We start from the raw sequence: 21,196 nt of genomic DNA on the forward strand, positions 1-21,196 counted from the left end.
TAATAGTTTTACTTTTTAAGATAATTTTTATCCCCTAAATCAAGCGCCCTTCTTGGTTTGTAAGCTTTGCATCAACTGGTCATACAAATCATCGCTCTTGGTTTTATGCGGTTTAAGCTTTTTGATGGTGGCACGTTTGCCCTTGGATTTGGCTTTGATAATATTCAACAGCTCGTTGGTGTACTCATCCTTAAACTTAGATACATCAAATTTTTCGGCGTATTGGTTAATCAATGCAAGGCCTACATCAAGCTCCTTTTTGCTCACTTTAACATCATCTGCAATATTCAGATCTTCTGTATTGCGTATCTGCTGGCCAAAACGTATCCGGGTTACTACCAGTACATTCTCTACCGGGTGAACAATACACAAGCTTTCTGAACTACGCAATACGAAACGGGCCAGTCCTGCCTTGCCCGATTTTTTCAGCGCGTTTAGCAGCAAGGCATAAGCTTTGTTATTTTTTGTATCAGGCTCAGTGTAATAAGATGTTTCGTAGAACATAGGGTTTACATCGGCAATATCTACAAAGCTTTCAATTTCTATGATCTTACTTTTCTCTGGTGCCGCTGCCTCAAAGTCGGCCTCATCCATAATTACATAACCGTCATCCAGTTTATAACCCTTTACAATTTTATCATAGGGCACTTCTTTATGCGTTTTGTCGTTCACGCGCTGGTACCGTATACGTTCGTGGTCCCGGCTGTCGAGCATATCAAAATCAATGGACGAAGTTTGCACTGCCGAATATAATTTGATAGGAATGCTTACCAGACCAAAACCAATTGATCCTTTCCAGATAGATCTCATAGCGTACAGATTTAATGGATATATATAACCCGCAAAACCCGGATCGGTTTTACTATGAGCGGTTTAAACTACATAAACACTGTTGTGTAACAATGCAATATCAAAATGCAAAGCCGTATTATCTATGTTTAATGTCGACGATTTTAGTAAGCTTTATCTTGTCACCTCGGGCATTTTTTGCACATTTGCAATACTATGTCGCAGCCGGAAAAAACAGAGCAGTATTTTATAATTGACTTTGACAGTACCTTTACACAGGTAGAAGCTTTAGATGAGTTAGCAAGGATATCCTTAAAAAACCATCCTGACCGTGAGGATATCTACAAAAAAATAGAAGACCTTACCAATGCTTCAATGGAAGGGCGGCTATCCTTTACCGAAAGCCTGCAGCAACGTGTAAAGCTGCTTTGCGCCAATCGCGATCACCTGAAACAGCTGATAACGCACCTTAAGAAAAAAGTATCCACATCGTTTTCCCGCAATACTGTATTTTTCAAGAAACACCAGGATGAGGTGCTTATTGTTTCGGGCGGTTTTAAAGAGTTTATTACACCAGTAGTTACCGAGTACCACATCAAAAAAGAGAATATTTACGCCAACACATTCGTGTTTGATGACGAGGGCAACATAGTTGGTTATGATAAGGATAATCCTTTATCGCAGGAGGGCGGAAAGGTAAAGCTGCTGCGCGAAATGAACCTGCAGGGCGATATCTATGGTATAGGTGATGGTTACTCGGATTTTCAGCTAAAAGAATCAGGCATTATCAAAAAGTTTTTTGCCTTTACAGAGAATATCGAGCGGAAATCTGTAGCAGAAAAGGCCGACCACATTACGCCAAGCTTCGACGAGTTTTTATATATCAATAAACTACCAAGAGCTATATCTTATCCTAAAAACCGTATCAAATGCCTGGTTGCGGGCAATGTGGATGAAGAAGCATTAGCACAAATGAAACGCGAAGGCTACAACATTCGCCATCATAACCATATTGATGATAAATACCTGGAGGAGGCGGGCGTTTTATTTTGCGACGAAAACACGCAGCCAACAGCTGAGCAGTTGCAAAATGCCGGGCGTTTAAAGGTAATAGGATGCTTTGGTAAAGTAAGCCGGAAACTGGCCGAAGCTGGCGGAGAAAAAGGTATTATTATTTTTGACGACCCCAAGCAAAACCCCCATAATGTTGATTTTATCCCGCGCAGGGTAATGGCTTTTATGAACGAGGGCAAAACACACATGAGCTGTAATTTCCCCGAACTGCAGCCACCCAGGGTAAATAATGCTCACCGCCTTATACACATCCATAAAAATGTGCCTGGTATACTGGCGAAGATAAATGAAGTGTTCGCTAATCATAACATTAACATTGTGGGCGAGTTTTTGGTAACCAATCCGCAAATCGGTTATGTAATTACTGATGTTAATGCGGGTTATGATACGCATGTGCTTAACGAACTGAAAGCTATAGAGCATACCATAAAATTCAGGTTGCTGTACTAACATTGGGTTTAGTTACTAATAGCTAAGCAGCTTTATATTAAAAATATGGCCTACGGAACTTTATATCTGGTACCTGTACCCCTTGCTGATGAAGCTGTTGCCAAATCATTTACGCCCTATCTGGTTGATACCATCAACACTATTAAGGAGTATATTGTAGAAAATGAAAAAACCGCGCGCAAGTTTTTGAAACAGGCCGGTTTAAGAACACCCCAGAGCGAACTCATCATACATGATTATGGTAAGCACAACCGCGATACCAGCCTTAAAGAATTTTTTAAAGGCTTGCTTGCAGGCAATGATGTAGGTTTAATGAGCGAGGCTGGCTGCCCAGGCATTGCAGACCCGGGCGCTGATATAGTTGCCGAAGCGCATTGGAAGGGCATTAAGGTTGTGCCATTGGTTGGCCCAAGCTCAATCCTGCTGGCCTTAATGGCATCAGGGTTTAACGGCCAAAGCTTCACCTTTCATGGATATTTGCCTATTGATAAGGCGGACCGTACGCGCCGTATCAAAGAGTTAGAGAGCGCTGCAGAAAAATATAAGCAAACGCAGATCTTTATAGAAACCCCATTCCGCAACGATAGCATGCTGCAGGAAGTCTTAAAAACCTGTAAGCCTAATACACGTATCTGCATTGCATGCGATATTACAGCACCTACAGAATTCATAAAAACAATGCCTGTATCCGCCTGGCAAAAGCAGATACCCGATTTGCGTAAAAGGCCAGCCATATTCCTGTTATTTCATGCCTGATTGAATGATAGCCACACCGCAACATACTACCGTTTTAATTGTAGGGGCGGGGCCCTCGGGGTTGATGATGGCTGCCCAGTTGCTTAGATATGGCATACAACCGGTAATTATAGATAACCGGCAAGGCCCTACCAACCAATCAAGAGCATTGGCGGTACAGGCTCGGTCAGTGGAGATATATCGGCAGATGGGTATAGTGGATAACGTATTGTCAGGGGGCAAGCGGGCAAAGGGACTTGCTTATTACCAGGAAGGCGAACAGCTGGTCAAGTTTGATCTTAACCAGATGGGTGGAAATAAAACTTTGTTTCCCTTTGTATTGCTTTACCAACAAAGCAAAAACGAGCGCTTATTGCTGGACTATCTTACACAGGCTTGCTGCCCGGTTTACTGGCAAACATCTTTAAGAAGTTTTAAGCAGAATGGCACCTTATATAACGCGGTTTTGCAAAATGGCGATACTGCTTTTGAGTTGAGCTGTACTTATATTATAGGCGCCGACGGCGCGCATAGCACCGTTCGTAAGCAATTAGGGCTGCATTTTACGGGCGATACCTATGAGCATCAGTTTTACCTGGCCGATGTGCAGCTTTACGGTGAGATGGATGAAAATGTGGTTAGCCTGTTTTTAAACAGGAAGGGCTTTGCCGGATTTTTCCCGCTGCCAGAGGCAAATAGTTTTAGGATAGTAGCTAACCTTCCTGATACATTAGAAGGTGACGATGCACCTGATCTGAAAAAAGTATTGCCTTTTTTACAGGATGTTACCAGGAAGGATATAGCCATTGATAAGGTTAACTGGTTCACGGTATACAAACTGCATCACCGCATGGCCGATAAATTTAGCGATGGTAATTGTTTTTTAATTGGCGATGCAGCGCATATACATTCGCCGGTTGGCGGGCAGGGAATGAACACCGGCCTTCAAGATGCTTATAACCTTGCATGGAAACTTGCTGCAGTGATCAATAAACAAATTCAACCGGGCATACTCAAAACTTATACAGAAGAACGTATGCCGGTTGCAAAAGATCTGCTAAACACTACAGACAGGGTATTTAACATCATCATGTCGCGCAGCTGGTTTAGCAATCTGCTCAAAAGGTACATAGCGCCGCAATTGCTTAATTTATTGTGGAAGGCTGATAAAATGCGCGATATGTTTTTTGAGCGTATATCCCAAACCGGTATCAACTATCGTGGTGCTAAGCTTAGCCTTGGTCTTGGCAGGCACACCCACATCAAAGCAGGCGACCGCCTGCCGTATCTGGAAATATTCGACGAAAAGAAACAACAAAAAACCGATATACATGCCTGGTGCAGTAAGCCGGGCTTTACCTTAATAACTTTTGGCGACATACCGGAAAATTATCTTTTTACCCTTGCCAAATGGATAACGCAGGATTATAACGGCCTGCTTAATTTTTTCCATTTGCCGTTTTCAAAAGGTAATTCAAAGTTGTTTGATACAATGCAAATTACTCCGGGTACACGTAAGGCAATAATTGTAAGGCCGGATATGCACATTGGTTATTTAAACGATACGGTAGACATCAGCATGATGAATAACTACCTGCGCAATGTGGTTGGTTTTATCAGCTGATGTATCGGGCCGGTAGTAAATCTATAAATACCTGTTTGATATAAGTGTTAGCCGTGAATGGTTTCGGCCTTGCCGTAATTTTGTATCACCATGGCTTCATATTCTAAAAACTCTTTCCAGCGTTTATCTACATCAATTTCAACGGCGTATTTTTTAGCGAGGCGAATAAAGGTGGCATAGTGGGTTGCTTCGCTTATCATCAGCTCATGGTAAAACTCAGATAGCTCGGTGTCGTTTATGTTTTCAGAAAGTACTTTAAAGCGTTCGCAGCTGCGTGCTTCTATCATGGCCGATAACAATAAACGGTCTATCAGTTGTGCTTCACGGCCGCCGCCGGTTATCATAAATTTGCGCAGTTCATTTACATAATCGTCCTTACGCTCTCGGCCAAGCACAAAACCGCGTTGTAAAATAATGTCATGCACGCGTTTAAAATGATCCATTTCTTCCTGAACCAGGAGCGCCATTTCCTGAACCAGATCGCTCAGGTTTGGGTTTTGCACTATGAGCGTGATAGCATTGCTGGCAGCTTTTTGTTCGCAAAAGGCATGATCGGTAAGCAGCTCCTCAATATTGCTTTCCACTACGTTTTTTACCCAAAGCGGATCTGTAGGCAATTGCAGTTTTAAAATGGTTTTTTCGCTCATAATGCAAAGATAGGCGTTAATGCCGAAAGCGTAAAGGCTAAAACTGAAAGCAAGAAATCTGAAAAATGTTATTGTGAACGATAGTGAAGCAATCTCATGGTACAAGTAGTTATACTGAGATTGCTTTGTTGTAACCCCTCGCAATGATTTAGAGGAACTATCTATACAAACTCTTACTCTCTATAAATTTCAGAACAGGGTCTGGTACAAAATATTGTACATTCTTTTTTTCCTTGATGGATTTACGAATGAAGGTTGCAGATAATTCCATCAATGGGGTCATGGTAATGGTTACGGATGGGTGCGAGGCCAATTCGGCATTTTCATAACCGGGGCGGGGATAAACAAATATATTATAGTTGCGCAGTATAAGCTTGTAATTCTTCCATTTATGTAGTGTCACCAGGTTATCCGACCCCATGATCAGCGCGAAGTCATGTTCAGGATATTTTTCTTTAAGGTGTGTAAGCGTATCAATAGTATAAGAGGGTTGGGGCAAGCGTAGTTCTACATCACTTACAGATATATTACTGGCATTTTCAGTAGCCAGCTTGGCCATCTCCAGCCTGTCATAAGTGCTGATGAGATCGCCATATTTTTTTAAAGGATTTTGAGGAGATACCACCAGCCAAACCTTATCCAAAGCGGTATGATTAGCCATATAGTTGGCAATAATCAGGTGCCCGATATGTATTGGATTGAAAGAACCGAATAATAAACCGATTTTCATAGTTTGTTTATGGTTGATGGTTAATAGATCATAGGTGAAGATTAATATTAATGGCCTATAAACTATGAACCATTAGCTATGAACCAATAAAGCCTCTCACCAACTCTTCCGCTTCCTTGCAAGCTGTCTGAAGATCGTAATTTTTAAGGATAATATCAAACTGAGGAGCGTAATTAAGCTCTTTTTCGGCTTTGGCAAAACGTTCCTGCAATTTTTCTGCACTATCGGTACCCCGGCCGGTAAGGCGTTCTATCAAAACCTCGAGCGATGGGGGCTGTACAAATATGGCCAGCGCCTGTTCCAGGTATTTGCGTTTAAGGTGCATACCGCCTTCAACATCTATATCAAAAATTACAGTTTTACCAGTTGCCCATATACGCTCAATTTCTGTACGTAATGTGCCGTAAAATGTACCTGTATAAACCTCTTCAAACTCTACAAACTGTTTTTTTGCTATGCGGTGTAAAAACTCTTCTTTGCTGATAAAGTAATAATCTTTACCGTCTTTTTCTTCGCCGCGCGGTGCACGTGTAGTAGCCGAAATAGAAAACTCCAGCTCGGGCATTTTACGAAGCAGGTGCTGTACTATGGTGGTTTTACCCGCGCCCGATGGGGCCGAAAATATAATCAGTTTTCCTTCTGGTGTCATTAGTTTATTAGTTCATTCGCTCATTTGTTCATTGGGTAAAAGCCGGAAGCTGCCTGCAGGCAACAAACAAACTAATGAACCAGTGAACTTATGAACTTACAATACATTCAATAATTGTTCTTTTATCTTTTCCAGCTCTTCTTTCATGCCCACAACCAGCTTCTGCATATTTGCATCGTTGGCTTTTGAACCAAGTGTGTTTATTTCGCGGCCAATCTCCTGGGAAATAAAACCTAACTTTTTACCATTGGCGTCAGCATTTTTCAGCGTTTCTAAAAAATACTCACAGTGGCTTTTTAAACGTATCTTTTCTTCTGTAATATCCAGCTTGTCTATGTAATAGATCAGTTCCTGTTCAAAACGGTTTTTATCTATGCTTTCTGCACCAACCGCTTCGCTTAAAAACTGGTTCAGGCGCTCGCGGATAGCCGGTACCCTTTTGGGTTCTTCAACTTCAACAAGTTCCAGGTTTTTAAGAATAATACCAATGCGTTGCTTTATGTCCTGCTCCAACACTTCTCCTTCATCGCTCCTGAATTTCTGAAACGCCGAAAGCGCTTGTTGAAAGGTTTTCTCAACAAGTTTCCACTCTTCCTCGTTTATGGTATCTTCTTCGTATTTTACAACTTCCGGTAAACTAAGGGCCAGTTGCAGCAGGTTGCCGCCCGGCTCGTTCAATTCATCGCTTACGTTTTTAAGCTGGTTAAAATAATGTTTCAGAAGATCACGATCTATACCGGCGGCTTTTACATTTGAACCGGCCTGTTCAACGTTAATAGAAAGGTTGACTTTGCCGCGCTCTATTTGTTTACTGCAATCGTTACGTAACTGAAATTCTTTTTCAGAAAACATTTTTGGAAGGCGCAGGGAAAGCTCAAGAAATTTGCTGTTGAGGGATTTTATCTCGACGGTATACTTTACATTGCCCGAGTCGGAGGTGGCAATACCATACCCTGTCATTGATTTTATCATGTGCAAAGATAAGTTTTTAGTCGCAAACTCAGAAAATTACGCTTTTTGGGAAGTTGCAAGTGTAATTTGTTATCTCAATCTTAAAGTACTTTAACATTTTTTCACACTTCACTCTGCTATACATTTTTTACATTTACTACGTTTTTAAACTATGCCCTTCAAATTTTTCACTGTTATAGTTTTAGCTTTAATGATACCTGTTACCGGCGTTTTTGCGCAGCAGGTAATTATCAAGGGCGCTATTTATAAGCGGATATCTTCTGAGCGGCTTGCAGGCGTAGCTATTACCAATACCCGGACGGATGTTTTTGTGATGAGTGATATACAAGGAGGGTTTAGTATTACCGCAGCCCCTGGCGATACCCTGGTATTTAGTAAGCAAGGTTTTACTCCACAAAAGCAGCAGGCTTCAACCTACGGTATGGTGGTGTATATGCAGCCGGAGGTGCAGCTTAATGAAGTTCGTATAACCGGCCAAACCAAAAAGCAGGAACTAAACGAGATAATGAGCGATTATCGCAAGCAAGGCACCTTTTATAACGGCAAGCCGCCCGTATTATCAATGCTCACCAATCCAATAACCGGCATTTATGAGTTATTTGGCAAAACCCCGGGGCGTGCAAAAAGATTCGCAGAATTTCAAAAGCGTGAGCTGGAAGCTACCGAAGTGGATAAGCGTTATAATAAACCCTTTATTATGCGTGTAACCGGCGAAACAGATACTGCAACAGTGCAAAAGTTTATGGAATTCTATCGTCCTTCGTACGAGGACCTAAAAACCTGGGCCGAGTACGATCTTATCCGGCATACCAAATCTCAATACGATTATTTCAAGAAAAATGGAGATAGGGGTAGTTTGCCTAAATTGCCAAAACTATCAACACAGCAGGGTTCAAATCCCTAAAGCTGTACAGGCTTTTTCAGCAGCAAGCTTTTCAGCGTTCTTCTTGCTAAACTCCTTGCCAGATCCTACCGTTTCGCCGTCTACACTTACCTTTATAGTAAACAGTTTGGCGCTTTCACCTTCCTGATTAGTTATCAGCTCAAAGGTTATGTCTTTGCCATGGCGCTGGCACCATTCAATCAATTTACTCTTGAAATTGGTTTCAGTCTGCTCAAGGGTATGTATATCAATATGCGATTTGATGATATGATTAACTAAAAAATTGCGTGTAAAATCATATCCTTTGTCAAGGTAAACGGCGCCTATCAATGCCTCAAAGGCATCGCCCAGCAATGAGCCTTGCCGGCCGTTCACCAGTATTTTTGCATCAAACTCAACCAGTTTATCAAAACCCAGTTTACGGGCCAGTTGATTAAGGTTATTACGGCTTACTATTTTTGAGCGCAGCTCGGTTAAAAAACCTTCGTTTTCATAAGGATATAGCTTAAACAATACTTCGGCTACTACACTGCCAAGCACTGCATCTCCCAAAAATTCAAGGCGTTCGTTACTGTTTTTTACCCCTTTTTTGATGTTTTGGGCAACAGATTTATGCCGAAAAGCGAGACGGTATAACGACAAATTGCCCGGCACAAAGCCGAGCAAATTTTTTAAAACCTTGACATATTTTCTATTGGGTGAAAGGTATAGCTTATAAAATCGGCTAATTGGCATCCAATAAGATTAATCCTGGTATTTTTTAAATATAACTGAAGCATTATGGCCGCCAAAACCAAAGCCATTGCTTTGTGCTACATTAACTACTCGCTTTTGCGCCTTGTTGAATGTAAAATTGATTTTAGGGTCAAACGCCGGATCATCATTGAAGTGATTGATGGTAGGCGGAATGATATCATGCTTTATTGCAAGTATAGATGCGATTGCTTCAACAGCGCCGGCAGCACCAAGCAGGTGGCCTGTCATGGATTTTGTCGAGCTGATATTGATGTCGTATATACGATCGCCAAATGCATCAGTAATTGCTTTAACTTCCTGCGGGTCGCCAATTGGTGTAGAGGTACCGTGCACGTTAACGTAGTCAATGTCGGCAGGTGTTAAACCGGCATCTTCAAGTGCAGCTTTCATAACCAGGCATGCGCCAAGGCCTTCGGGGTGCGGTGCAGTCATGTGGTATGCATCGGCACTCATGCCGCCACCCACCATTTCTGCATAAATTTTAGCGCCGCGTGCCTTAGCATGTTCCAATTCTTCCAGAATAATGGTACCGGCGCCTTCACCGGCAACAAAGCCGTCACGGTCCAGGTCAAACGGGCGCGATGCAGTTGCAGGGTCGTCATTACGGGTACTAAGCGCGTGCATAGCATTAAAACCGCCAATACCAGCTTCGTTTATAATAGCTTCAGACCCACCCGTGATAAACATGTTGGCTTTACCAAGGCGCAGGTAATTAAAAGCATCAATAAGCGAATTGTTTGACGATGCACACGCAGAAACCGTAGTAAAGTTTGGCCCGCGTAAACCATATTTGATTGAGATATGGCCGGGTGCGATATCGGCGATCATTTTAGGAATAAAGAACGGATTGAATTTAGGAGTACCATCACCCTTTGCAAAGTTGGTAACTTCATCCAAAAACGTTTTTAAACCACCAATGCCCGAGCCCCAGATAACGCCAATGCGGCTGGTATCAAGTTTTTCGAAATCTAAACCGGCATCCTTAACAGCTTCTTCTGTAGAGAATAAAGCGTATTGAACAAACGGATCCAGCTTACGGGCATCTTTCCTGCCCAAAAAGCCGTCGGCATCAAAATTCTTTACTTCGCAGGCAAATTTGGTTTTGAAGTTAGTTACATCAAAACTCTTAATAAAGGCAGCGCCGCTTACCCCATTAATAAGGCTGTCCCAGTATTCTGCAACAGTGTTACCAATTGGAGTAAGCGCTCCAAGCCCGGTTACAACAACTCTTTTAAACTCCATTTAACAGTTTTAGGGAGCAAATTAAGCTTTAACGTTTTTTTCTAAATAAGCAACAGCCTGGCCAACAGTGCCAATGGTTTCAGCCTGATCGTCAGGGATAGCAACGTTAAATTCTTTTTCAAACTCCATGATTAATTCCACGGTGTCTAAAGAGTCAGCACCAAGATCGTTGGTGAAGCTTGCTTCTGGTGTAACTTCACTTTCGTCAACACCCAGTTTTTCCACGATAATAGCTTTTACTCTTGAAGCGATATCAGACATAGTCTTTTTAGTTTAATGATTAATAAATTCAGTGCAAAGAAAAATAATTTATGTTAAATATCAAATCTAAAAACTTTGACAATAAATAGGCAACACCTAATTATATCAAAAGGTTTTTTAACTGCATTTTTTAACGGGCTAAAAGTAATGATTTTGCTTAGAGTTAGAAAGGGTAAATTTTGTAATAATAGCTTCCTGATTGTGATTGCCCCTGATTAACAGTTGTGCGTAAATTAAGGCTGTTTTAACCTTTTGTAATTATATATCATACTCATGCGAGTTTCTTAATACAGGCATATAAATACAAGCATCCATTAAAAAATACAGGATAATCAATAAAAACTTTATAGTAAGTGCAGGTGTTTGTATTTTTACCAGCCAAAATTTTAATGATTTTGAACAGAAAAGTTTTAAGGTTTGAGATCGATCTGGACTTTGTTTTAATAGCTATTACGACATCTTTAAAAGATTACCGTATATGCTATTATGTAAACAGGCATTTAAATTTTAACTTTATCCGTACCGATGACCTAAGGCTTGATAATGCTTTAAACGGTGCTGAAATGCTGTTTTCATTATATCATTACAGCTGGGATAATACCGAGACCGATTTTTATTTCATCAGTAATAAAGGCACAGAAGGTTACCTGGTGCCTGAAATGCGCGAGGCAGACTATTTTATAATGATCAAAAATTATATTGATGAAGAGGACCTTGACAACATCATTTCGGCATTAAATAAAATACCAGATATTGTCGCAGCTGTAAAGATTGACCCAAAAAAAATAAAATCACGGGAAAATCTGTTATTTTAGCCAAAATTTAAATGTGTATCAACTACACATTGTATAATATATCCTGAATTAATCTGAGAATATGAACTTTTATTATAATCGCACCAAAATCGTTGCTACAATGGGCCCGGCCTCGGCCAAAAAAGATGTATTACTTGCAATGATTAGGGCAGGACTTAATGTATGCCGCCTCAATTTTTCGCATGGTAAGCCCGAAGATCACAAAAAGGTTATTGACCTCATTCGCGAGATAAACGAAGAATATAAAACCAATGTTGGGATACTGGCCGATTTACAAGGCCCTAAAATTCGTATAGGGCTGGTAAAAGACGGCGGGATACACCTTATTAATGGGAGCCGCATTAATATAACTACCCATGAGTCAATAGGTGATGATAACCAGATTTACATTACTTATGAAACCTTCCCGCAGGATGTGCAACCCAATGAGATTATTTTACTTGATGATGGTAAACTACAACTGAGGGTTATTGAAACCAACCGTAAAGATACCGTTGTTTGCGAAGTAGTGCACGGCGGTATATTAACATCGCGCAAAGGTGTTAACCTGCCAAATACTAAAGTATCTATACCAAGTTTAACGCCCGATGATCTTGAAAACCTGCATTTTGCTTTAGAGCAGGATGTTGATTGGATAGGCCTTTCTTTTGTACGTACCGGTCATGATATTATTGACCTGAAACGCATCATCCGCGAAAGCGGTAAGGCTGCGCGTGTAGTGGCCAAGGTTGAAAAGCCTGAAGCGATTGAAAATATAGATGAAATTATTGCTGCTACCGATGCGGTGATGATTGCCCGCGGCGACCTTGGTGTTGAGTGCCCGCTTGAAGAAGTGCCTTTGCTGCAGAAAATGATTGCCCGCAAATGCCGCGACGCTTCAAAGCCGGTTATTGTTGCTACCCAGATGCTGGAATCAATGATCACCACCCCGCGCCCAACCCGTGCCGAGGTGAACGACGTAGCTAACTCGGTACTTGACGGCGCCGATGCCGTAATGCTTAGCGGTGAAACATCCGTAGGTGAGTTTCCGGTTATAGTTATTGAAACTATGGCTAAGATAGTGCGTAATGTAGAAGACCTTGGCTATCCTTTCAATGCCGAGAAAGCTGAAAATAAAGATACCGGTTCCACAAACTATCTTAGCGACGCTCTTTGCGGTTCGGCGGTTTACCTGGCAGAACATACCAATGCTGTTGGTATAGTATCTATGACCACATCTGGATATACCGCTTTTGAAATTTCGAGCTATCGACCTAAGGCAGGTACCTATATCTTTACTTCAAACAGGCAGTTATTAAATGCACTAAGCCTTGTATGGGGTGTAAGGGCATTTTATTACGATAAGCTGGAAAGCACCGACCAAACAATCAGTGATGTTAACGCCATCCTTAAATCTGAACAGTTATTAAGGCCGGGCGATGTAGTTATCAATACTGCAGCTGTACCGATTAACCAGCAAGGTAAAACCAATATGCTTAGAGTAAGCATTATTGAATAGTTTATGAGTCTGGAAGTCTAAGGTCGGAAGTCCGAAGATTTAGAAATAGAAAAAGGGTTATGTTTTGCATAACCCTTTTATTATATAAAAATAGCGAGTATTGATAATACTCACTATTAACCATTCACTACTATTTACTTAGCCTTCGTTTTTTCTTCGTAGCTCTTAGGATCAAGCGCGGCAGGCGACCATCCCTGCAAAAATTCCATCACCTTTGCTTTGCTGTGTCCCTTACCTTCTTCGAGGTATCCGGAGTTTTGAGTATGCAGGCGATTGCCTTTACCATCAAGTATCACAAATACCGGGAAGCCAAAGCGTTGCGGATATCCTAAAGCGGCCAGTACTTTTTCATTTTTATTTTCAGGGCTCCAGTTAACGTGCTGTACAACGTAATTATCAGTAAGGTATTTGCTGAGCTCGGCATCTGTTGTAACTAAATTATTAAACCTAAGGCACCATACGCACCAGTTACCACCAATCTGAAGGAGTACATTTTTATGTTCGGAACCAGCCTTTTTCACGGCGGCAGTAATATCTGCCTTAGCATCTGCAGCCGGATTGTAGATCTTAGGGCTTTCGGGCTTAGTTGCATCCTGTGCTTTCGTTGTAATTGAAAAAGCAAGCAATGCTGCAATTACTAAAATTTTTTTCATGTGGTGTCAACTTTTTTATAAAGTTAAATAATTACCAGCTAATGCCTGGTTGTATCAATGTAATATTTATTAGACATAGGTTTAACACCTTTATATCCATTATTAAACAGTTGATGGTATCATAACATCTACTCTGCTGAAAGTTGATTTGCCTGCATATCTGAATTTGACGCTACTTCCAAACCGGCATAAATAATATCCTGAAGCGTGAACATCTGCCGCTTCCGGTAATGGTTCAGAAAATCATTTGCTCCTGTTATAAACCCTCTGGATGTTGCCATATTATCAGCAGAGGTGTTGTAATATTGATCAAGATAATCTGACAGCCATCCTAAATTGTTGCCTTTGGTATCATTTACAAACCTGCAGCTTAAATAGTATCCGGCTACATAATCGGTAAAGATGCGTTTTTTTGACTCGGATAGGGTTAACTGGTATTTAGTAAGCATCATAGCAGCAAACTGATGTGCAAGTATGCTTACTATATTAATATGTTGGGTACCTGCCTCGCAATTAGTACCTAACAGGTTAACATCAATAAAAATATTGTCGGCCTTACTGTTTGGCAACATATTGTTTTCGGGAATAACATCAGGTCCATCGGTATACCAGCAAACAGGCCATTTAAAAAAGAAGGCAGATAACGATTGCATTTCTGTTTTTACAATCGCATTAGCAGCTGAATCTGGCAAGTGCGTATGATGTAATACCTTATGCGCTTCTGTTGTCTTTTCAGCAGATATTAGTTTTGTTAATGGTTGGGCGTGTAGTTGGACGGCAACAATAACAAGTAATAAGCTTAAATAACCAGGTTTCATAATCAAATAGTAGCATGAAACTATCTAATTATCTGATTTATAGTTAGCTGAATCTATTGGTTGTGTATCAAAATGTGAAATTATAACACAGTTTTTTACATTGCAGCCATTTGAACTACATTAAATTAAACCGTATAAATCTACTCCATTTACATATTCCTTCGATACTGGCCGCCAACATCATATAAAGCATGGGTTATCTGGCCAAGAGAACAGTATTTACAAATCTCCATCAGGCTTTCAAAAATGTTATCGCCGGCTATAGCTTTTTGCTGTAACTGCTTTAAAAGTCCGGCAGCTTTATCCTGGTTACGTTGCTTGAAATCAGAAAGATTACTTATTTGTACCTGCTTTTCTTCTTCGGTGGCCCTTATCACTTCAGAAGGGATGATCGTAGGAGAGCCCTTTTTATTTAAAAAAGTATTTACACCGATAATAGGATATTTGCCATTATGTTTAAGTGTTTCGTAGTAAAGCGATTCTTCCTGAATTTTACCTCGCTGATACATGGTTTCCATGGCGCCCAACACCCCGCCTCGTTCATTAATAGCCCTGAACTCGGCAAGCACTGCATGTTCAACCAGATCGGTCAATTCCTCAATAATAAAGGCTCCCTGAACCGGATTTTCATTTTTGGCCAGCCCTAATTCGCGGTTGATGATAAGTTGGATGGCCATCGCCCGGCGTACCGACTCTTCTGTAGGGGTAGTAATGGCTTCGTCATAAGCGTTTGTATGCAACGAGTTACAGTTATCGTAAATGGCATATAAAGCCTGCAGCGTTGTGCGGATATCATTGAAATCAATTTCTTGTGCGTGTAACGAACGGCCGCTGGTTTGTATATGGTATTTAAGCTTTTGCGACCGATCATTGCCTTTATATTTGTTTTTGATAGCCTTGGCCCATATACGCCTTGCTACCCTTCCTATTACAGCGTATTCCGGGTCGATACCGTTACTGAAGAAAAATGACAAGTTTGGCGCAAACTCATCTATATGCATGCCACGGCTTAAATAGTACTCTACATAAGTAAAACCATTAGCCAGTGTAAAGGCTAACTGAGTAATAGGATTGGCCCCGGCCTCGGCAATATGGTAGCCGGATATGGAAACAGAGTAGAAATTGCGCACTTTGTTATTAATAAAGTACTGCTGTATATCGCCCATCATGCGCAGGGCAAATTCAGTACTAAAGATGCAGGTGTTTTGTGCCTGGTCCTCTTTTAATATATCGGCCTGTACAGTACCACGTACGGTGCTTATAGCCTGTTGTTTTATCTGCTGATATACATCCAGCGGCAGCACCTGATCGCCCGTTAAGCCAAGAAGCATCAGGCCAAGGCCGCTGTTGCCGGGGGGCAGTGCAGCCCCCTCTAAATCTCCCCCGTTAGGGGAGACTTGGTTTGCTCCCTCTCCTCTGGAGAGGGCTGGGGAGAGGCTCTCTTGGAATGAAGCCCCCTCTAAATCTCCCCCGTTAGGGGAGACTTCTCTTACTCCCTCTCCTCTGGAGAGGGTTGGGGAGAGGCTATCCTTCCCATAAATATTCCTTTCAGGCTGCGCTTGAAGAGTCTGAACAATCTTTTTTAATACTTTGTCTGTGTCAGTTAAAACTTCAGCGTTGGTGAAACGAACTACATCAAAGCCATATTCTTTAAGTACGCGAGTACGCACTTCATCCTGCTCAGTAGTGAATATGTGATAGTCGCCGTCTACTTCAATAACCAGGCCTTTTGATAGTGCAACAAAATCTGCAATATAGCCGTCAATCGCATGTTGTCGCCTTATTTTAAAACCAGTTTGTTTATTGCGAAGTTTTTGCCATAACAAATCTTCGGCCAGGTTAGGATTTTTACGGTTTTCCGCTGAATTAACTTTTAAAATATCCCATAGTCTAAGGTCTGCGGTATGAAACCCCGGACTTTTAGCCCTCTCTAAATCTCTCACGTTAGGGGAGACTTCTCTTACTCCCTTTCCTCTGGAGAGGGTTGGGGAGAGGCTATCTCCAGAGAGTGTAGAGTAAAGCTTTTTACCATACATCGGCCTGTTTAATCCTTTATCGTCATACAATTCTTTAAACTTGGCTTCTACAAGGTGCTCAAGGTTGTGTTCGATAATGTATTTTTCGCATTGCTGGTCAATGGCGGCATTCATAAAAAAGCCGAGCAGTATAGGGGCCGGTCCATTGATGGTCATGGATACGGATGTAGACGGGTGGCACAGATCAAAGCCTGAATACAGCTTTTTGGCATCATCAAGCGTGGCGATGCTTACGCCAGAATTGCCGATCTTTCCATAAATATCCGGCCGGGTATCAGGGTCTTCCCCATAAAGCGTCACCGAGTCGAACGCGGTTGACAGCCTATGCGCCGGTTGTCCAAGTGATACGTAATGGAAGCGTCTGTTTGTACGCTCGGGGCCACCCTCGCCGGCAAACATGCGTGTAGGGTCTTCACCTTCGCGCTTAAGCGGGAATACCCCTGCGGCATACGGAAACTCACCGGGTACATTTTCTGTTAACAACCACCTTAAAACATCGCCCCAGGCCTCGTACTTTGGCAATGCGATTTTGGGTACTTTTAGTTGCGATAAGGATGTGTAATGCAGCGGCTGTTTAATCTCTTTATCACGCACCTTATATATAAAATCATCGGCTTTATACCTGGCCACAGTTTCGGGCCATTGTTTCAGCAGCTTTTTGCAATCTGGATGCAGATGTTGTTCCAGGTGATCATAAATGTCCTGTAAAGACGCAATGTTCCGCATCTTTTCAGATTTCTGATCAGTTGATGCGTCAGATTGTTCGGTTACGATATCAATAGCTCCCTTTACCTGGTACATTTGCTGCGCAATTCTGCACTGCTCGTTCATCCAGTCGGTATAAGCCTTGCTGCTTTCTGTAATTTCTGCCAGGTAACGCACCCGGTCAGGCGGTATGATATATATCTTTTCCGGATTGTCAGCATTTGTTTCATGGGGCCCGTAACTGTTATCCGGCATTAAATCAATACCGGTTTTTTCTTTTATTTGCTGCATTAATGCAGCGAACAAAGTATTCATGCCCGGGTCATTAAATTGGGATGCCATGGTGCCATAAACGGGCAAAGCTTCGTCAGGGGCATCAAACAACCGGTGATTGCGTTTGTATTGTTTGCGCACATCCCGAAGAGCATCTAAAGCGCCGCGTTTATCAAACTTATTAAGGGCCACGAGGTCGGCAAAGTCAAGCATGTCTATCTTTTCCAGTTGTGTGGCGGCACCAAACTCCGGGGTCATCACGTATAGCGACAGGTCGCAATAATCGGTTATCATGGTGTCCGACTGGCCAATGCCTGATGTTTCAACAATAACCATGTCGTAGCCGGCTGCCTTACATATATCTATAGCTTCATGCACGTGTTTGCTTAAGGCAAGGTTGGCCTGGCGGGTGGCCAGCGATCGCATATATACCCGCGGATCATTGATGGCATTCATGCGGATACGGTCGCCCAGTAAGGCACCGCCAGTTTTGCGTTTACTTGGGTCGACAGATATGATGGCGAGGGTTTTATCAGTTTTCCTTAAATACCTTCTCACTATCTCATCAACCAGGCTTGATTTACCAGAGCCGCCTGTGCCGGTAATACCAAGAACGGGAATGGGGTGTTGAGAGTGTGGGATAGTGAGTGGTGAATGATTACCCAACTCGGCAGCAGTGATGAGGCTGGCAATGTGTCCCTTATCTTTTATCCGTTCTTTATCATCGGATACACCAGGCGGTAAAAAGTCGCATTCCTGCATAATGTGGTTGATCATGCCCTGCAGCCCCATGCGCCGGCCATCGTCGGGTGAATATATTTTGCAGATGCCATAAGCCTGCAGTTCTTCAATCTCATCAGGAAGGAAGACCCCGCCGCCGCCGCCAAAAATTTTGATATGTCCTGCGCCGCGCTCTTGCAGCAGATCATGCATGTACTTAAAGTACTCTATATGCCCACCCTGGTAGCTGGTGATAGCTATACCCTGCACATCCTCCTGTATTGCACAGTTCACTACCTCGTCCACACTGCGGTTATGGCCAAGGTGTATCACTTCTGCACCGGTGCTTTGCAATATACGCCGCATGATGTTGATAGTAGCATCATGCCCGTCAAACAAAGAGGCAGCGGTAACCAGGCGGATTTTGTGTAGAGATTTATAAGGGGCAGTGCTTTCCATGCAAACAAATAGTTGATTTAACAAAAGTAATATTTTTCTATGCAAGCATAATATTATTGCGATGTTGAAGGCTTTGTAACAAGACGCTTACAATTGGTGTATACATTAAACCTCGTGCGCCATTTGTTATCCTACACCTATAACACTTAACCAAATTACAAATTATGAAAGCGCTGCTATTATGGATGTCCATAGCATTTTTACCTTGCCTGGTCATGGCACAAACGCCACACCTTACTCCTTCTAAAAATACTAATGCGGCAGAAGAATACTGTATTGTAAAAACTCATAGCGGTATATTTGAGCGTACGCTGTGCATTGATATAGACAGGGGCGAAGGCCCCGGCTTTGATAAGCGCTTGCGCGATGAAAATGGTAGCGAGATACGTTTTAACAGCCTTGCTGATGCGCTTAACTATATGGCACGGCAGGGATGGGTTTATGTGAATACCATCAAAGATAAAAGCGACGAACATCCGGATTTCCTGATGAAGCGCTTACTTACCAGTAACTAAGCTGCAATCAGTCGGCTTTGCGCTCAATAAGGCAAACTGCATAAGCTACTACGCCTTCCTCGCGGCCAATAAAGCCAAGCTGCTCATTAGTGGTGGCTTTGATAGAAATATCATCTGTGCTGATGCCTGCGGCTTGTGCTATGTTAGCCTGCATTGCCGGTATATGCGGATTGATCTTTGGCGCCTCCAGGCATACCATGGCATCTATATTGCCTATCTGCCAACCCTTTTCGGCAAGCATGGTAACAACATGCTGTAACAGTACATGGCTGCTTATGCCTTTCCAGCGGTCGTCTTTATTTGAAAAATGATAACCTATATCGCGCAGGTTTGCAGCGCCTAATAATGCATCGCATATCGCATGCAACATCACGTCGGCATCAGAGTGGCCGTATGCGCCGCTGGTGTGCTCAAGGTTTACACCGCCAAGTATAAAAGGATGGTTCTGCCTTAGCTGATGTACATCAAAGCCAAAGCCTACTTTAATTTTTGTCATTATCTGATATCAGCATTTGTTGTACCGCCAAATGAGGCCGACAAGGTAAAACGCAGGGTGTTTGCCAGCGGGCTGTTTTGCTGGCTGGCAATAAGGTATGAAAAATCAAACCGGAAATCTTTGTAAACCACACCAAAGCCGGTTGTGGCATAATGGCGGCCGCCTTTTTGCGCATTCTCATAAAAGTAACCCGCGCGTATAGCCAGTAAATTATTATACATGTATTCCGCACCAGGCGAAAGTGTAAATTCTTTCAGTTCTTCGCTGAACCCTCCCGGCGCATCACCAAATGACTGAAAAATACCTGCCGGTACAGATACATTATCGTCGTGCCCGCTGGTGATATCTCCGTCGCTGTTGCGTATTGGTGGTGTGGGTACCAGCAACTTATTAACATCAAAGGCAAGGCTAAACTTATTCAGATCATCAATACCCCAGGTATTTGCCACACCCAGTTTAAGGTTGGCAGGTAAAAAATAGCTTGGCCCGTTATCAGAGTAGCTTATTTTAGTACCAATGTTAGAAATGTTGGCGCCAAAGGCAAATGTTGAATTGTCCGCATATGGCTTGGTATAATATAATGATACGCCTGCTGCAACGGCATTGCCGGCTTTATTGGTTTGCCTGCTGCCCGCAACAAAGCCGCCATTGCTAAAGTTAGAATAAATATAGCGCGCCTGTAATCCCAATGAAAGGTTGTCGCCAAACTTACGGGCGAAGGAAACATCCAATGCAAACTCATTAGGATTATATGAACCCTGGTCTGTTTGGTTATCATCTATCAGCTGTATCGACCCAAGGTTAAAGTACCGCAATGATGCACCCAAAGTATTGCGCTCGTCTATCTTATAGGCGTAGCTTAAATAAGAAAGGCTCACGTCGGGCACCAAATGCCTTAACCAGGGGCTGTAAGATGCCGATAGCTCATGGTTGTTTTGCAAAAACGCAAGCTTGGCAGGGTTCCAGTAATTGGCATTTACATCCGGCGATAGTGCAACACCGGCATCGCCCATAGCACCAGAGCGCGAGTCGGGCGTGATGTTCAAAAATGGAACGGCCGTTGGTATGGAATTTACGCCGCCGCCACTTGTGGTTGTATTGCTCTGTGCTACTGCAAATAAGGGAGTAGCAAGTAAAGCATATAAAGTAAACTTTTTACGGATAAAGAGCTTCATTTAAGGTGCAATTTACTCTTATTATTCAAAAGTATTATAAATATGCTCCCTAATAATTAGCTTTTAACAGTGTATTAAACGCAGGGTTGGTATAGTATAATTTATTGTAACTTAAACGCAAGCATGTCCGTTTAAATAGGTTTAAAGAGTGTACCTGTCACAATTGCTTTATTAACGTTGTTTTTTAATTGATTTTTTTAAATTTACCTCCAAATAGTTTT

Annotated in this window: 20 protein-coding genes; 7 read left to right on the forward strand and 13 right to left on the reverse strand. The window is 42.3% G+C overall.

What is annotated here, in order from left to right:
• Positions 1-39: 39 nt before the first annotated feature.
• A complete protein-coding gene (gene ku, locus ACFQZX_RS06140) occupies positions 40-810 on the reverse strand; it encodes a non-homologous end joining protein Ku (RefSeq protein WP_377112631.1) in 771 nt (256 codons plus the stop codon).
• Between the two features lie 195 nt (positions 811-1,005).
• On the opposite strand from ku, the gene ACFQZX_RS06145 reads away from it, so the two are divergent.
• Genes ACFQZX_RS06145 through ACFQZX_RS06155 form a run of 3 tightly spaced genes read left to right on the forward strand, consistent with a single transcriptional unit; the run spans position 1,006 to position 4,672 of the window.
• Positions 1,006-2,313, forward strand: coding sequence for an HAD-IB family phosphatase (locus tag ACFQZX_RS06145; protein ID WP_377112634.1), 1,308 nt, complete (start codon positions 1,006-1,008; stop codon positions 2,311-2,313).
• 45 nt (positions 2,314-2,358) lie between these two features.
• Positions 2,359-3,069: an SAM-dependent methyltransferase gene (locus tag ACFQZX_RS06150; protein WP_377112637.1), complete on the forward strand. Its 711-nt coding sequence runs from the start codon at positions 2,359-2,361 to the stop codon at positions 3,067-3,069.
• A 4-nt stretch (positions 3,070-3,073) separates the two neighbouring features.
• Entirely contained in the window at positions 3,074-4,672 is a 1,599-nt protein-coding gene (locus ACFQZX_RS06155) for an FAD-dependent monooxygenase (protein ID WP_377112640.1), read from the forward strand.
• 47 nt (positions 4,673-4,719) lie between these two features.
• Here ACFQZX_RS06155 and miaE read toward each other — a convergent pair whose 3' ends face one another.
• The 4 genes from miaE to ACFQZX_RS06175 all read right to left on the reverse strand — a co-directional run bounded on the left by miaE (position 4,720) and on the right by ACFQZX_RS06175 (position 7,670).
• Positions 4,720-5,319: a tRNA-(ms[2]io[6]A)-hydroxylase gene (gene miaE, locus ACFQZX_RS06160; protein WP_377112644.1), complete on the reverse strand. Its 600-nt coding sequence runs from the start codon at positions 5,317-5,319 to the stop codon at positions 4,720-4,722.
• Between the two features lie 157 nt (positions 5,320-5,476).
• The gene (nadD, locus tag ACFQZX_RS06165) at positions 5,477-6,049 is read right to left on the reverse strand and encodes a nicotinate (nicotinamide) nucleotide adenylyltransferase (RefSeq protein WP_377112646.1); all 573 of its coding nucleotides are present in this window, start codon (positions 6,047-6,049) and stop codon (positions 5,477-5,479) included.
• Between the two features lie 76 nt (positions 6,050-6,125).
• Entirely contained in the window at positions 6,126-6,698 is a 573-nt protein-coding gene (gmk, locus tag ACFQZX_RS06170) for a guanylate kinase (protein WP_377112648.1), read from the reverse strand.
• Positions 6,699-6,794: 96 nt separating this feature from the next.
• Positions 6,795-7,670: a YicC/YloC family endoribonuclease gene (locus ACFQZX_RS06175; protein ID WP_377112650.1), complete on the reverse strand. Its 876-nt coding sequence runs from the start codon at positions 7,668-7,670 to the stop codon at positions 6,795-6,797.
• A 151-nt stretch (positions 7,671-7,821) separates the two neighbouring features.
• On the opposite strand from ACFQZX_RS06175, the gene ACFQZX_RS06180 reads away from it, so the two are divergent.
• Entirely contained in the window at positions 7,822-8,574 is a 753-nt protein-coding gene (locus ACFQZX_RS06180; RefSeq protein WP_377112653.1) for a hypothetical protein, read from the forward strand.
• Here the strand turns inward: ACFQZX_RS06180 and rnc are convergent.
• The 3 genes from rnc to ACFQZX_RS06195 are packed head-to-tail and all read right to left on the reverse strand — an operon-like array spanning position 8,563 to position 10,812.
• Positions 8,563-9,288, reverse strand: a complete 726-nt coding sequence (gene rnc, locus ACFQZX_RS06185) for a ribonuclease III (protein ID WP_377112655.1) — start codon at positions 9,286-9,288, stop codon at positions 8,563-8,565. The genes ACFQZX_RS06180 and rnc overlap by 12 nt on opposite strands.
• Positions 9,289-9,297: 9 nt before the next feature.
• Positions 9,298-10,551 (reverse strand): beta-ketoacyl-ACP synthase II, encoded by a 1,254-nt coding sequence (fabF, locus tag ACFQZX_RS06190; RefSeq protein WP_377112658.1) that lies wholly within the window; start codon positions 10,549-10,551, stop codon positions 9,298-9,300.
• Positions 10,552-10,572: 21 nt separating this feature from the next.
• The gene (locus tag ACFQZX_RS06195) at positions 10,573-10,812 is read right to left on the reverse strand and encodes an acyl carrier protein (RefSeq protein WP_067058906.1); all 240 of its coding nucleotides are present in this window, start codon (positions 10,810-10,812) and stop codon (positions 10,573-10,575) included.
• 389 nt (positions 10,813-11,201) lie between these two features.
• Here ACFQZX_RS06195 and ACFQZX_RS06200 point away from each other — a divergent pair, with 389 nt between their 5' ends.
• Positions 11,202-11,627 (forward strand): IPExxxVDY family protein, encoded by a 426-nt coding sequence (locus tag ACFQZX_RS06200; RefSeq protein ID WP_377112662.1) that lies wholly within the window; start codon positions 11,202-11,204, stop codon positions 11,625-11,627.
• 61 nt (positions 11,628-11,688) lie between these two features.
• Complete coding sequence (gene pyk / locus ACFQZX_RS06205) at positions 11,689-13,125, forward strand: pyruvate kinase (RefSeq protein WP_377112665.1); 1,437 nt, start codon at positions 11,689-11,691, stop codon at positions 13,123-13,125.
• A gap of 134 nt (positions 13,126-13,259) precedes the next feature.
• On the opposite strand, the gene ACFQZX_RS06210 is transcribed toward pyk, so the two are convergent.
• The 3 genes from ACFQZX_RS06210 to ACFQZX_RS06220 form a co-directional block, all read right to left on the reverse strand.
• The gene (locus tag ACFQZX_RS06210; RefSeq protein ID WP_377112667.1) at positions 13,260-13,778 is read right to left on the reverse strand and encodes a thioredoxin family protein; all 519 of its coding nucleotides are present in this window, start codon (positions 13,776-13,778) and stop codon (positions 13,260-13,262) included.
• Between the two features lie 128 nt (positions 13,779-13,906).
• Entirely contained in the window at positions 13,907-14,596 is a 690-nt protein-coding gene (locus tag ACFQZX_RS06215; RefSeq protein WP_377112669.1) for a hypothetical protein, read from the reverse strand.
• A 149-nt stretch (positions 14,597-14,745) separates the two neighbouring features.
• Positions 14,746-18,789 carry a methylmalonyl-CoA mutase family protein gene (locus ACFQZX_RS06220; RefSeq protein WP_377112672.1) on the reverse strand — a complete coding sequence of 1,348 codons (4,044 nt, stop codon included), beginning with the start codon at positions 18,787-18,789 and terminating at the stop codon, positions 14,746-14,748.
• 164 nt (positions 18,790-18,953) lie between these two features.
• Here ACFQZX_RS06220 and ACFQZX_RS06225 point away from each other — a divergent pair, with 164 nt between their 5' ends.
• On the forward strand, positions 18,954-19,304 hold the full coding sequence (locus tag ACFQZX_RS06225; protein WP_377112674.1) for a hypothetical protein: 351 nt from the start codon (positions 18,954-18,956) through the stop codon (positions 19,302-19,304).
• Between the two features lie 7 nt (positions 19,305-19,311).
• On the opposite strand, the gene ispF is transcribed toward ACFQZX_RS06225, so the two are convergent.
• Positions 19,312-19,800, reverse strand: coding sequence for a 2-C-methyl-D-erythritol 2,4-cyclodiphosphate synthase (ispF, locus tag ACFQZX_RS06230; RefSeq protein WP_377112676.1), 489 nt, complete (start codon positions 19,798-19,800; stop codon positions 19,312-19,314).
• Positions 19,800-20,975, reverse strand: coding sequence for a type IX secretion system outer membrane channel protein PorV (gene porV / locus ACFQZX_RS06235; RefSeq protein WP_377112678.1), 1,176 nt, complete (start codon positions 20,973-20,975; stop codon positions 19,800-19,802). The genes ispF and porV overlap by 1 nt, the downstream gene beginning before the upstream one ends.
• Positions 20,976-21,196 lie beyond the last annotated feature (221 nt).

The sequence above is a fragment of the Mucilaginibacter litoreus genome (assembly GCF_042676805.1).
In the GTDB taxonomy this organism is placed as follows: Bacteria; Bacteroidota; Bacteroidia; order Sphingobacteriales; family Sphingobacteriaceae; genus Mucilaginibacter; species Mucilaginibacter litoreus.

Coding starts and splice junctions, on each gene's coding strand:
- ACFQZX_RS06225 (WP_377112674.1), top strand. CDS start 18,954: ATGAAAGCGCTGCTATTATGGATGTCCATAGCATTTTTACCTTGCCTG.
- ACFQZX_RS06180 (WP_377112653.1), top strand. CDS start 7,822: ATGCCCTTCAAATTTTTCACTGTTATAGTTTTAGCTTTAATGATACCT.
- ACFQZX_RS06145 (WP_377112634.1), top strand. CDS start 1,006: ATGTCGCAGCCGGAAAAAACAGAGCAGTATTTTATAATTGACTTTGAC.
- ispF (WP_377112676.1), bottom strand. CDS start 19,800: ATGACAAAAATTAAAGTAGGCTTTGGCTTTGATGTACATCAGCTAAGG.
- rnc (WP_377112655.1), bottom strand. CDS start 9,288: ATGCCAATTAGCCGATTTTATAAGCTATACCTTTCACCCAATAGAAAA.
- nadD (WP_377112646.1), bottom strand. CDS start 6,049: ATGAAAATCGGTTTATTATTCGGTTCTTTCAATCCAATACATATCGGG.
- fabF (WP_377112658.1), bottom strand. CDS start 10,551: ATGGAGTTTAAAAGAGTTGTTGTAACCGGGCTTGGAGCGCTTACTCCA.
- ACFQZX_RS06195 (WP_067058906.1), bottom strand. CDS start 10,812: ATGTCTGATATCGCTTCAAGAGTAAAAGCTATTATCGTGGAAAAACTG.
- porV (WP_377112678.1), bottom strand. CDS start 20,975: ATGAAGCTCTTTATCCGTAAAAAGTTTACTTTATATGCTTTACTTGCT.
- ACFQZX_RS06155 (WP_377112640.1), top strand. CDS start 3,074: ATGATAGCCACACCGCAACATACTACCGTTTTAATTGTAGGGGCGGGG.
- ACFQZX_RS06210 (WP_377112667.1), bottom strand. CDS start 13,778: ATGAAAAAAATTTTAGTAATTGCAGCATTGCTTGCTTTTTCAATTACA.
- pyk (WP_377112665.1), top strand. CDS start 11,689: ATGAACTTTTATTATAATCGCACCAAAATCGTTGCTACAATGGGCCCG.
- miaE (WP_377112644.1), bottom strand. CDS start 5,319: ATGAGCGAAAAAACCATTTTAAAACTGCAATTGCCTACAGATCCGCTT.
- ACFQZX_RS06150 (WP_377112637.1), top strand. CDS start 2,359: ATGGCCTACGGAACTTTATATCTGGTACCTGTACCCCTTGCTGATGAA.
- ku (WP_377112631.1), bottom strand. CDS start 810: ATGAGATCTATCTGGAAAGGATCAATTGGTTTTGGTCTGGTAAGCATT.
- ACFQZX_RS06175 (WP_377112650.1), bottom strand. CDS start 7,670: ATGATAAAATCAATGACAGGGTATGGTATTGCCACCTCCGACTCGGGC.
- ACFQZX_RS06215 (WP_377112669.1), bottom strand. CDS start 14,596: ATGAAACCTGGTTATTTAAGCTTATTACTTGTTATTGTTGCCGTCCAA.
- ACFQZX_RS06200 (WP_377112662.1), top strand. CDS start 11,202: ATGATTTTGAACAGAAAAGTTTTAAGGTTTGAGATCGATCTGGACTTT.
- ACFQZX_RS06220 (WP_377112672.1), bottom strand. CDS start 18,789: ATGGAAAGCACTGCCCCTTATAAATCTCTACACAAAATCCGCCTGGTT.
- gmk (WP_377112648.1), bottom strand. CDS start 6,698: ATGACACCAGAAGGAAAACTGATTATATTTTCGGCCCCATCGGGCGCG.